At 63.6% G+C, this 11879-nt stretch carries 12 protein-coding genes; 8 read left to right on the forward strand and 4 right to left on the reverse strand.

From position 1 onward, the window contains the following. Nucleotides 1-102 precede the first annotated feature (102 nt). Nucleotides 103-456 (forward strand): VOC family protein, encoded by a 354-nt coding sequence (locus SVA_RS14035; RefSeq protein ID WP_096461814.1) that lies wholly within the window; start codon nt 103-105, stop codon nt 454-456. 100 nt (nt 457-556) lie between these two features. Then, nucleotides 557-1078, forward strand: coding sequence for a DUF4112 domain-containing protein (locus SVA_RS14040; RefSeq protein ID WP_096461815.1), 522 nt, complete (start codon nt 557-559; stop codon nt 1076-1078). Between the two features lie 42 nt (nt 1079-1120). Here the strand turns inward: SVA_RS14040 and SVA_RS14045 are convergent, their stop codons facing one another. Beyond that, the gene (locus tag SVA_RS14045) at nt 1121-1966 is read right to left on the reverse strand and encodes an aldo/keto reductase family protein (RefSeq protein WP_096461816.1); all 846 of its coding nucleotides are present in this window, start codon (nt 1964-1966) and stop codon (nt 1121-1123) included. Nucleotides 1967-2092: 126 nt separating this feature from the next. Then, the gene (locus SVA_RS14050) at nt 2093-3628 is read right to left on the reverse strand and encodes an FAD-binding oxidoreductase (RefSeq protein ID WP_197703221.1); all 1536 of its coding nucleotides are present in this window, start codon (nt 3626-3628) and stop codon (nt 2093-2095) included. 70 nt (nt 3629-3698) lie between these two features. On the opposite strand from SVA_RS14050, the gene SVA_RS14055 reads away from it, so the two are divergent. Next, on the forward strand, nt 3699-4406 hold the full coding sequence (locus SVA_RS14055; RefSeq protein WP_197703222.1) for a winged helix-turn-helix transcriptional regulator: 708 nt from the start codon (nt 3699-3701) through the stop codon (nt 4404-4406). 140 nt (nt 4407-4546) lie between these two features. Here the strand turns inward: SVA_RS14055 and SVA_RS14060 are convergent, their stop codons facing one another. After that, a complete protein-coding gene (locus SVA_RS14060; protein WP_197703223.1) occupies nt 4547-5791 on the reverse strand; it encodes an epoxide hydrolase family protein in 1245 nt (414 codons plus the stop codon). A gap of 404 nt (nt 5792-6195) precedes the next feature. Between SVA_RS14060 and SVA_RS19510 the strand changes: the two genes are divergently transcribed. After that, nucleotides 6196-6861 carry a hypothetical protein gene (locus SVA_RS19510; protein ID WP_148665485.1) on the forward strand — a complete coding sequence of 222 codons (666 nt, stop codon included), beginning with the start codon at nt 6196-6198 and terminating at the stop codon, nt 6859-6861. A gap of 205 nt (nt 6862-7066) precedes the next feature. On the opposite strand, the gene SVA_RS14065 is transcribed toward SVA_RS19510, so the two are convergent. Further along, entirely contained in the window at nt 7067-8089 is a 1023-nt protein-coding gene (locus tag SVA_RS14065) for a TerC family protein (RefSeq protein WP_096461817.1), read from the reverse strand. 188 nt (nt 8090-8277) lie between these two features. On the opposite strand from SVA_RS14065, the gene SVA_RS20350 reads away from it, so the two are divergent. The 4 genes from SVA_RS20350 (at nt 8278) to SVA_RS14085 (ending at nt 11878) form a co-directional block, all read left to right on the forward strand. Continuing rightward, nucleotides 8278-8580, forward strand: a complete 303-nt coding sequence (locus tag SVA_RS20350) for a TFIIB-type zinc ribbon-containing protein (RefSeq protein ID WP_096461818.1) — start codon at nt 8278-8280, stop codon at nt 8578-8580. Nucleotides 8581-8871: 291 nt separating this feature from the next. Next, a complete protein-coding gene (locus SVA_RS14075; protein ID WP_096461819.1) occupies nt 8872-9984 on the forward strand; it encodes an enolase C-terminal domain-like protein in 1113 nt (370 codons plus the stop codon). Between the two features lie 476 nt (nt 9985-10460). Next, nucleotides 10461-11120 carry a cytochrome b/b6 domain-containing protein gene (locus tag SVA_RS14080; protein WP_096461820.1) on the forward strand — a complete coding sequence of 220 codons (660 nt, stop codon included), beginning with the start codon at nt 10461-10463 and terminating at the stop codon, nt 11118-11120. Beyond that, nucleotides 11117-11878: a molybdopterin-dependent oxidoreductase gene (locus SVA_RS14085; RefSeq protein WP_096461821.1), complete on the forward strand. Its 762-nt coding sequence runs from the start codon at nt 11117-11119 to the stop codon at nt 11876-11878. Before SVA_RS14080 ends, SVA_RS14085 begins: the two co-directional genes overlap by 4 nt. Nucleotide 11879: the final 1 nt, after the last annotated feature.

Genomic DNA, 11879 nt, shown 5'->3' on the forward strand with positions numbered 1-11879 from the left:
GGTTGGCTTTTTCACCGGCTCACCCGGAACCTCGCCGGCGCGGCTGTGTCCATCCGTGGTGGCGAGATGCCGCGATTTCATCGCAGATGCTGGAGGTGCGATATGGCGAATCCCTTCGTGCACGTGGAACTGAATACGAACAATCTCGGCAAGGCCAAGCCGTTCTACGAGAACCTGTTCGGCTGGAAGCTCGCAGACGTGCCGCAGATGAACTACACGATGGTCGAGGTCGGCGAGGGCACCGGCGGCGGCATGATGGAGATGAAAGAACAGTCGCCCATGTGGCTCGCGTACGTGCAGGTGGACGACGTCCGCGCGGCCACACAAAAGGTGAAAGCGCTCGGCGGTTCCGTCCTGAAGGACGTGACGGAGGTACCCGGAATGGGCTGGTTCAGCGTGATCGCCGACCCGACGGGCGCGACTCTCGGCCTGTGGCAGTCGACGAAGAAGAGCTGAGCGACTTCGAGCCGGAGACCGGGTCGGAGAACGATTCCGATTCCTCTCTGACGCGGCTTTTTGGCCGCGTTTTTTCCCCAGCCCGGTTTTTTGCCGGCGAATGAAACGATCATCGCGCGTGATTTCCGTCGACTCTGCCGGCAGGGTGCAATCGGTCGAGGAGGCCGGCGTACGAGAAGCCCGCGAACGGCTGAGGCAGCTCGCGTGGCTCCTCGATAGCTCGATTCCGATCCCAGGAACGAGCTTCACCATCGGCGTGGACGCATTGCTCGGTCTTTTTCCCGTTCTCGGGGATCTCCTGGGTGTGCTGATATCGGGTTACATCGTGAAGGAGGCGGCACGCTTGGGTGCGCCAAGGAGCCTGCTCCTGCGCATGGCGGCCAACATCGGTGTAGAGGGTGTCGTCGGCGTCGTCCCGTTTGCGGGTGACGTCTTCGATGCGGCATGGAAGGCGAACCAGCAGAACGTCCGGCTGCTCGATGCCTGGCTGGAACGGCGGGAGAGAACCGAGCGTTCGAGCCGGCTCTTCTCCGTGTCGCTAGCCCTCGGGCTCGCCGCCCTCCTCGTCCTCCTCGGTGTCGGCGGGTTCTTCCTGGTCCGCTGGGCGATCGGCGCGCTGTAGTCCGCGAGCGCGGTCACTGCTTGTGAAGCCGCGCCCCGACGATCAGAACAATGCGGTCACCCTACCAACCTCATCTTCTGTTAACTCAAAATCCAGGATTTGCAGGTCTTCGCGCATGTGAGCTTCTGTGCTCGTACCCGTCAACGGGACAACATCGTTCTGGGTCAGGTAGCGAAACAACACCTGTGCCGGAGTACGTCCGTACTTCGACGCCAGGAGTTTCACGTCGTCATGGGCGAGGACATGTGGATTGGCCGTCAATGTCCAGAAACTTTGATAAATGATCCCGTGCAATCGGCAGAATGCTCTGATTTCGCGATCGTAGCCCGTCTGGGCATAGAAACGATTCTGAACCACGGCCGGCTTTACTCGCATCGTGCGGTACAGCGTCTCGAGGTAGGTGAGACTGTAGCAATTGCTGATCCCGAGCTGCCTGGCGCCACCGTTGTCGAACAGCAGTTCCATCGCCCGCCAAACTTCCGTCGTTTGTCTTCCTTCGCCCATGGGGGAATGCAGGATGAAGCAATCGACATAGTCGGTCCGCAGATTGTGCACCGATGTCTTGAACGACTGCGCGACTTGTTCGGCTAGGGGCGCTTTCGGGTCGTAAGGGACCCGCGCCGGGTCCTGGCCCGGCAGCGACGTGAATTTGGTTTGCAGATAAAGGTCGGCGCGCCGCAGGTGATCGTTCAGACACGCCGCCACCCCCGCCCCTACGCCCGCTTCGTCGTAGTGTCTGGGTTGACCCGCCGTATCGATACCGCGAAATCCCAGCTCGATGGCTGTTCTGACGAGTGCTTCCGTACGGTCTTTTTTCCAGGCCGTTCCGTAGATGATCCTGGGGCTACGTACGCTGTAGGCGGAGGTGACGTGGTCGGTTGTTGCCATTCGCGCTGTCCCAACCCGCAACTGAGCGGGTGAAAAGCCGATTCTACGCTGTAAAACCGGTCCGTTTTGGAAGGATGAGCGTACCGGTTCAAAGCGTTGCACTGGTCCGACCCCCGTTTAGCCCGTTCACCTCATTGCCCCCGAGTTGGTTTGAGACTCCGGTCTGGTGGTCCCTGCAGTGCCAGCGCCGGGCGCGTGGGGCCCGGGTCGCGACCGGGCGGCCGTTCGCTCGGAACGCGGGCGGATGTTCTGGTTGTGGTGGAAGACGTTGTCGGGATCGTACTGGGTCTTCACCTCCACCAGGCGGTCGTAGACGGCGGTGCCGTAGGCGTCGCGGATCCGGTCGGGCCTTTCGTCGGCGCCGAGGAAGTTGACGTAGACGCCCTCGCGGTAGCTCTCGAGGGCGGCGAAGAAGCCTCGGCTCCAGGCGATGTCCCGGTCGGCGTAATCCTCCCCGGCCCGCCATACGCCGTCGAGCGTGATGGCGTGCGATGCCTGTCGGTTCCCAACAGCGGTGTCGCCCTCGGGCACGCGACTCACGGCGCCTCCCAGGTGGAACATGACCGCGTACGAACGCGGTGACGAGCACGCGAACGCGTGCGCGGCGATCACGTCGATCAGGTCGTCGCGTAGCTCGGGGAGGTATGTCGACTTCCAGTAGTACTTCCAGCCGTGCAGCACCGTGGAGTCGAAGGCGCTCTGGTGGTTCACGTAGGGCGTGGGCGCGATCAGATCGAGCAGGGGTCTCCCAAAGGCGCGCAAGGGGCGGAGCACCTCTTCGGCGTCTCCGATCGGTCCCGCGCAGCAGGCGCCCACCAGTATGACCGGGCGCCAGTGCAGTTCTTCGGGGATGATCGGAAGTGGCGGCGCGGTGCCGAATCGCACGACGGTGCCCAGCTCGTCGGGGGCGCCGCGCACGAAGTCGCGGTAGAAGCGCAGCACTTTCCGGGTGTCGCCCGCGTCCCAGAGGATGGCGCCGGCCAGGGCGTCGGGTCCGACGGGGTGGAGCTGGAACTCGAACGAGGTGACCACCCCGAAGTTGCCGCCTCCTCCGCGCAGCGCCCAGAAGAGGTCGGGGTGCCGGTCGTCGGACGCCCGCAGCAGTTCGCCGTCGGCGGTCACGACGTCGGCGGCGAGCAGGTTGTCGACCGTGAGACCGTGCTTGCGCATGAGCCAGCCCAAACCCCCACCGAGGGTGAGCCCGGCGACGCCGGTGTGGCTGACGATGCCGCCGGTGGTGGCGAGACCGTGGGCTTGTGCCGCGTGGTCGACGTCGCCCCACAGGGCACCGCCCTGCACCCGGGCGGTGCAGCGGCCGGGGTCGACCCGGACGGCCTGCATCGCCGAGAGGTCGATGACGATCCCGTCGTCGCAGACAGCGGTCCCGGCCACGTTGTGGCCCCCGCCCCGTATCGCGATCTCCAGGTCGTGGCTGCGGGCGAAACGCACGGCGGCGGTCACGTCCGCGGTCCCGCTGCAACGGGCGATCAACTGTGGGTGGCGGTCGATGGCGCCGTTCCATACGGCTCGGGCGGTGTCGTATTCCGGATGGTCGGCCGTGATCAGCTGGCCCTGAAACTTGTCGATGTCCATGGTCGTTCCCTCCGCGCTCAGGTCGCCGACTTCCTGGGTGGTCGGGGTCGGCTCCCTCGGCGGATACATCGCACCACCGTGGACGTCGGCTGTGAAGTCAAGAATCTGGACTTCACTGCGGACGGTCGGGAGCGTGACAATGGGCGTCATGCGGACCTACGGCCAGTACTGCCCTATCGCCCGCGGCGCGGAGATCTTCGCCGAACGTTGGACGCCACTGATCGTCCGCAACCTGTCGGTGGGCTGCGGAAGTTTCAGCGAGATCCTGGAGGGCGCGCCCGGGCTCTCGCGCACCCTGCTCTCGCAGCGCCTGAAGCAACTGGAGCGGCTCGGCATCGTCGAGTCCGCATCCAAACCCGACGGGCGCGGGCACCACTACGAGCTCACGCCTTCCGGCCGCGACCTGTTCAAGGTCTGCGTGTCGCTCGGCGAGTGGGGTGCACGCTGGCTCGAGATCGCGCCGGAGAACCTCGATCCGTTCGTGGCGCTCTGGTCGATGTGCAACGCGCTGCGCCGGGACCGGCTCCCGGATCGACGCGTTGTGATTCAGTTCAACTTCACCGGCCGCCCGCGCCCCGAGCGCTACTGGCTGCTGATCGAGAAGGGCGATACGGAGATCTGCAAGACGTACCCGGGGCTGGACGAGGACCTGTTCGTCACCGCGGAAGCCGAAGCCTTCGTCAAATGGCACGCCGGCCAGCTCAGTTGGGCGGCGGCCGTCGGCAATCGCCGCATACAACTCCACGGCCCGTCATGGCTCGTCCGAGCCTTCCCCACGTGGAATGCCCGGAGCATGTTCGCTCACATCAAGCCGGCTTCAGCGAGTGCGGCGAGCTCCGCAGGCTAAGAACGCCACTGATCGTCAGTCGCGGTCCGAGCGCGACGATCCTGTGCAGAACGTCCATCGCGCTTACCTTCGTCGCCTGCGGCGACCTGAAGAGACGTGGTCTGAGCCCCGACCGCTACGGCGCAGCACGCAATGGCGCGTTAGCGCAGTGAGCTGAATGCAGACCGCACCTCGGTAGCGAAGAGCTCCGGCTCCTCCCAGGCGGGGAAGTGGCCGCCCCGGTCGACCTCGTTGAAGTAGGCGACGCCGGGGTACGCCGCCTCGACCCAGCTGCGCGGGGCGGCCCAGATCTCGCCGGGGAACGTCGTGAAGCCGACGGGAACCGAGACCGCGGGAGGAGCCTTGCCGGCCGCACCTGCTGCGGCCAGGAACCGCCCGAATTCCCAGTACCACCGGGCGGCCGAGGCGCCGGTGCCCGTCAGCCAGTACAGCGTGATGTTATCGACGATGCTGTCCCGGGTGAGATTGCCGACCGGCTCGCCGTCGACGAACGCGCGGGAGATCTTGTAGTAGCTGTCCGTGTCGTGGTCGAGCATCCAGGCCGCCAGTCCCACTGGTGAATCCAGCAGGGAGTAGCCGATCGTCTGCGGCCGGGTGGACTGTTCCAGGAAGTAGCCGAAGCCGTCGGTCGTGAACGTCGCGAGCGCTTTGTGCGCCGCGCGTTCCTGCTCGGATTCCGCCGGCAGCTGGTCCTTGAGGCCGATCGCCAGAGCGAGCAGGTTCACGTGGATGCCAAGCAGCCCTTCGGGTGCCTGGCGGCCCATCGCGTCCGTGACGGCCGCGCCCACGTCGCCCCCCTGCGCAACGTAGTACGTGTAGCCGAGGCGGTCCATCAGCTCCGCCCACGCGCGTGCGATGCGGCCGTTCTCCCAGCCGAGCTCGGTCGGCTCGCCCGAGAAGCCGTAGCCAGGCAAGGACGGCAGCACCAGGTGGAATGCGTCCTCGGGGGTGCCGCCGTGAGCGGTCGGGTCGGTCAGCGGGCCGACGGTATCGAGCAGCTCGATGACCGAGCCGGGCCAGCCATGCGTCATGATCAGCGGCAACGCGTTCTCATGCCGCGACTTGACGTGGATGAAGTGGACCTCGACGCCGTCGATCCGGGTCGTGAACTGCGGCAGCGCGTTCAGTCTCGCCTCGCACTTGCGCCAGTCGTACTCGGTCGTCCAGTAGCGGGCGAGCGCTTGCAGCGTCGCCAGCTGCACGCCTTGGGAGCGGTCCGTAACGAGCTCTTTGGAAGGCCAGCGCGTCGCCTTGATCCGGCGTCGCAACTCATCGAGCGCCGCTTGCGGAATATTGACACGGAAGGGACGGATCGCTTCGTCTTCGGCCGCCGCTCGCGGCTGCGCGGGAAGCGCGCCGGTGTACTGCACGGTTTCGAGGGTCATGAAAGACTCCTTCATAAGAACACGGGCGAGGGTGGCCTGCGCATTTGCCTGGACGCGGCTGAAGGCGGCGAGCAGGAAAAAGCCGAGGGCGGTTGCGGCCAAAATGGGAAAGTGCGCCCGCACGCGCGCCGATCACTCTCCGCCTTTGGGGCTCGACGACCGTGTACTCGCTCATCGGGACACTCCTTTGTCCAAATGGCCGCGCCGCGCGGAGCGCCAGTCGGTGCTCCACCAAGCGAGCAGGGTATGCCCGGTAGGCGGGGAAAACGTTTGTTCGCGTTATGCGACTAACGCGGTACGCTTGCTTGCTCCGGGTTTACGGGTATCCAGGAAAGGCCGAACAAACTACGCGCACACGGAACGAGTTGTAAATGCGGGTTTGCCCAGGGAAGAAATTATTTCTTATGCCAGGAGACATCATCAAGAAATTCAGCGAGCGCGCTGAAGCGCTGCTTAAGGACGCAAAGAGCATCGAAGAGCGGTGCGAACTTGGGGGCGTTGGCTTCCCTGAAGTGCATGAAGTTGCATCGCGGGCAAGAATGCTTATTCACGCTATGTCCGGTCCAGAATCCGCGTACGCTGAAAGCCTCAGTGACGCGATGAAGCAGGAGAGTTGTAAGGCCCAGTTCGGCGCGCTCGAGGGCGTTCTACGAGCACTGTGTAGAGATCTCTCGGATCGAAATCTTGTGACCTTCAGACACGAAGTTGAAATGGCAGTCATTTACAAGATCTTGAGTCAAGCGAAACGACTGATTCGCGCAAAAGGAACCCACCCCTCTGCCGTTGTAATCGTCGCCTGCTCAGCGGCAGAAGAATTTCTGCGCAATTGGTGCGAAGAGAAGGGAATTGAGGTCCCCGAGCGACAGAAATCCATTGCCAAGTTTACTCAAGCACTGAGGGCCAATGGCCAAATTAATCTTCCGGTCGAACAGCGCGTCAACTCGTGGGAAGACTGCCGAAATGACGCTGTGCGTGGCGCAAGTTGGGAGAACATCACTCAAGAAACCGCGAATCGGCTCGTTAGAGAAGTAGAGGAATTCGTTATGGAGAATCGAGAAGTTCTAGGGTGAGGAACGCAGGGCATGCCCATCGATCATTTAATCACTCCGACTTCTTTAACTTCGTCGTCAGTCGTGAGCTCAGAAGCCGTTCGAGTGCGACGGTCCTGTGCCGCACGTCTCGCTGGTGGAACTCACGATCGAGGGCGAGGAAAAGGGGCCAGAGAACAATCGTCGCCCATATTAAGAAGCAGTTCCTCGCTGACCCGCTTTTCCTTCAGCGCTCGGTCTCGCCTTTCTCGCGCGGCGTCCGGCGGGAGAACGGATAGGCGTTGGTGACATGGGCGGGGGCCGGGATGTAGAGCGAAAGCACCATGCTGACGGCCAGGACGATTGCGGTGGCCACGAGCGACCAGAGCACGGGGATCTTGTAGATGTCGACCAGCAGCATCTTGCCGCCGATCAGTATCAGCACGATCGCCAGACCGTAGGACAGCAGGTGAAAGCGCTCGTGCATGCCGGCGAGCAGGAAGTACATCGCGCGCAGCCCCAGGATCGCGAACACGTTCGAGGTCAGCACGATGAACGGATCCGTGGTGATGGCGAAGATCGCCGGGATCGAGTCGACCGCGAACACCACGTCGATGATGCCGATCAGGATGATGACCACGAAAAGCGGCGTCGCCATGCGCACGCCGTCGACGCGCGTGAAGAACTTCTCCCCGTCGAAGCCGGGTGCGACCGCGATGTGGCGCCGGATCCATTTCAATGCGGTGCTCGACTCGAGATCCGGCTCCTCCCCGACGGCGCGCCACATCTTGATGCCCGTGTAGACCAGGAACGCGCCGAAGACATACAGCACCCAGTGAAAGCGGGCGATCAGCAGGGCGCCGATGAGGATCATGATGGCGCGCAGCACCAGGGCGCCCAGGATGCCGATCATCAGCACGCGGCGCTGGTACTCGCCCGGCACGCCGAAATAGGTGAACACCAGCAGGAACACGAAGATGTTGTCCACGGCGAGCGCCTTCTCGACCAGGTAGCCGGTCACGAACTCGAAGGCCTTCACCTGCGCCGTGGCCTCGGCCGACGGGTCGCCGGTCGTGCCGCCGAGATACCACCACAGCCAGCCGACGAACACGAACGACACGGCGACCCATATCAGGGACCAGATCGCCGCTTCGCGCATGGACACCCGCTGCGCGCCCCGCCGGCTAAGCGCATAGAAGTCGATCAGCAGCGCGACGAGCACGAACGCGGCGAACAGCAGCCACATCAGGGGGGTGCCGATGGTCATCATCGAAGTGGGGGGTATCGTGCCGGGGCAAGTTTCGCGGCGGGCAAGCATGCGCGAAGTCGAGCCAAAATGGAACCGCGTCGAAGCCGGCAGCTCTTCTGGTGATCAGTGGCGGAAAGTCAATTCCTCTTTTTCTTCCCGGACCTGCCCGAGCTCGAAACCCGCGGGCAGCGCACCAGTCGAAGTCGGGTATGAAATGCCCCGTGTGCGTGGAACCGGATCTTCTGATGACCGAGCGACAGGGCATCGAGATCGACTATTGCCCGAAATGCCGTGGGGTCTGGCTGGATCGCGGCGAGCTCGACAAACTGATCGATCGGTCTGCGGAACCGGCCTCCGCCGCGGCAGCGGCCGCCCCTTCGCCGGGCCGTGAAGATCGGTATCGAGACGACGACCGGTATCGCGACGATCGCTACCGGGACGACGATCGTCATGGCGGTCGCCACCGAAAGCGACGCCGCGGGTTCCTCGGGGATCTCTTCGACTTCGACTAAACCGCGCCTGCGCTCTTTCCGAACGACGACGCTCCCGGAGAACTTCGCCATCCGCGGCCGCCGCATTCGACTTCGCGGCCCGTGATGGCTCGTCCGAGCCTTCCCCACCTGTATGCCTGGAACATGTTCGCTCACATCGGACCGGCCTCGGCGAGCGCGGCCCAGTCGTTGATCGAGCCCCCGTTGATCGAGCCCCCGTTGATCGACGCTATCGATCGGGCGTGCTGGCCTAACCGAGTTCGAGTAGTCTTCGCTCTTACGACCCCTTTTACGGAACCGGGAGCGGACGTGATGAAGGGCACAGCACCCTCATTTCCTGATCCACTGATCTTGCGCGGGGTCACGACTCGCGCCGTTCGTGTCCCCCTGAAGTTCGCGCTCGGCACGAGTGCAGCGATCATCAAGGAGGTCCCGTTCCTGCTGATCGACGTTCTCATGGAGGAAGGGCCGGTCGGACACTCGTACGTTTTCTGCTACACGACCGCCGGCGCCAAGTCGATTGCCGCGCACATCGCCGAAGCCGCGGAAATGGTGAAGGGGCGACCCGGGAAACCGCATAGCATTTTCCAGATGCTGATGCGGCGATTTGCGCTCCTGGGGGTCGCCGGCCCCGTGCGCATGGCTCTTTCGGCGCTCGACGTTGGCATCTGGGACGCGGCGGCGGTTGCGGTCGGCCGGCCTCTCGTCGAACTGTTGGGTGCCGTGCGACGCCCGATTCCCGCCTATGACAGCCGCGGGCTCGGGCTGATGGGCCCGGAGAAACTGGCCGACGAAGCCGAGGCGTTGGCGACCAAAGGAATGAAGGCGATGAAACTTCGTCTCGGATATCCGACGCTCGCAGAAGACCTGGGTGCGTTGCGGGCCGTGCGCCGGTGTGTTCCGCGCGACGTGCTCGTCATGGTCGACTACAACCAGGCGCTCACGACCGCCGAAGCGATTCGCCGCGGCCTTGCGCTACAGCAGGAAGGCATCGCCTGGCTGGAGGAACCGATTCGACACGACGACTATTGGGGCAACGCGGAGATTGCGCGCCGCCTGGACGTTCCCCTCCAGATCGGCGAGAACTTCAACGGTCCGGAGGCGATGGCCGAAGCGGTCACCGTGCGCGCGTGTGACTATGTCATGCCGGACGTGGCGCGCATCGGTGGAGTCACGGGTTGGATGCAGGCGGCCGGGATCGCGTCCGCCTTCGGCCTGGAGATGTCGTCTCATCTCGTCCCGGAGTTGAGCGTGCATCTGCTTGCCGCGACCCCCACCGCACACTGGGTCGAGTATGTGGACTGGGCGGACGCCATCCTCGACGAGCCGCTGGAGGTGGTCGACGGCGCGGTAACCCCGCCGGATCGGCCCGGCCTTGGCATTACCTGGAGCGAAGAAAAGCTGCGCCGGCTGGAGACGTTGTGACGCTTTTTTCCACGGGCAAGCCGGCGTCAGCGAGTGCACCAGTCGTTCAATCGAGTCTGGCCACATCGATCCGCTCTGTCTTTGAAGTAAAACCGCCCGAGCACGATCAGAAACAATTCCTCTCTGAGCTGACCCAGTTTTTCCCGCACCGAGTGCAGCGAGTTCTGCCGGCTGAAACAAGGTTGCCCGCAACGCCTGAAGGCGACGGCCTCAACCCGGCCGGGGTGTTGATGCAACATTCAACATTCCCTGCGGGGCGTCCCCCTTTGTCGTTTGGCGCCCAAGGGCCAGGAACACGCTCTCACCGAAGGGTCATCGACCTCACTGCTAGACCCACTAGACCCAAAGACACCGGAAGCGGAGAGTAAAGCGCGAATAGCAATGGTCTGAGCGGAAGGGAAGATTTTCCCTGCTCCCGATTTGCTTCACGTCGGCCCATCATGCCGACTGGCAAGCGGGAGATCGGAAGAACGTCGATGGAAGATGACTTTGGCCATCCGCCGGAGCCGCCGGGCGTCGTAATCCACCCGCTGACGGTGCGAGTCGGGCACTGGATCAACGCGATCGCGATCTTCGTGATGATCTTGAGCGGCTGGCGCATCTACAACGCCTCGCCGCTGTTCCCGTTCCGTTTTCCGGACAACCTGACCCTGGGCGGATGGCTCGCGGGCGCGCTGCAATGGCATTTCGCGGCGATGTGGCTGCTGGTGATCAACGGGTTCGTGTACATACTGTATGGCATCATCTCCGGCCATTACCGTCGCCAGTTCTTCCCGATCCCGCCGCGCGCCGTGGTGGACGAGCTGGGTAACCTGGCGCGCGGGCGTCTTTCCCACCGGTTGGGCACGTACAACGCGGTCCAGAAACTCGCCTACGTCGTCGTCATTCTGCTCGGTGTGGTTCTGGTGCTCTCCGGGCTCGCCATGTGGAAACCGGTGCAGTTTCAGGGCCTGGCCGCTCTCATGGGCGGGTACGAGGGGGCGCGTCTGGTGCATTTCTTCGCCATGGCCGGTGTCGTCGTCTTCATCGTGATCCACCTCACCCTGGTGATTCTGGTGCCGCGCACGCTGCCGCCCATGTTCACGGGTCGCGCGCCGCGCCGTGCGACCTTGTCCGAGGGCGAACCCCTGACATGAAAAAACACTCGAGTGCCTACACTGCCCTGGAGACGGTGCCGGCGAAACAGATCCACCTGATCGAGCGGCGGTTGTTCCTGCGGCGCACGCTCAGCCTCGGAGCGCTGACGTTGCTCACCGGCTGCAACGTCACCGATGTCGGCGCGGTGCAGAAAACGCTGCTGGCCATGTCTAAATGGAACGACCGCGTGCAGGCCTGGTTGTTCGATCCCGACCAGCTTGTCCCGGTCTACCCGGAAAGCGCGATCACGAACCCGTTTCCGTTCAACGCCTACTACGGCGAAGCCGAGGTTCCGCGCGTCGACGCCGAGCGATACCGACTGGTACTGGGCGGCCTGATCCGCGACAGGAAACCGTGGACGCTCCCGCAACTCTACGCCCTGCCCCAGGTTTCCCAGATCACCCGGCACGTGTGCGTCGAGGGGTGGAGCGCCATCGGCAAGTGGAGCGGCGTGCCCTTCCGTTATTTCCTCGAGCAGGTGGGCGCGGACCTTTCCGCCAAATATGTCGGCTTTCGCTGCCTCGATTACTATTACACGAGCATCGACATGGCGACCGCGCTGCACCCGCAGACGCAGCTGACCTTCAAGTTCGCCGATGAGACATTGCCCGCCAAGTACGGCTTTCCGATGAAGCTTCGCATTCCCACCAAGCTCGGCTTCAAGAACCCGAAACACATTGCGGAGATCTTCGTCACCAACTTGTATCCGGGCGGCTATTGGGAGGACATGGGTTACAACTGGTTTGCCGGCCTGTGAG

It is taken from the genome of Sulfurifustis variabilis, from assembly GCF_002355415.1.
In the GTDB taxonomy this organism is placed as follows: Bacteria; Pseudomonadota; Gammaproteobacteria; order Acidiferrobacterales; family Sulfurifustaceae; genus Sulfurifustis; species Sulfurifustis variabilis.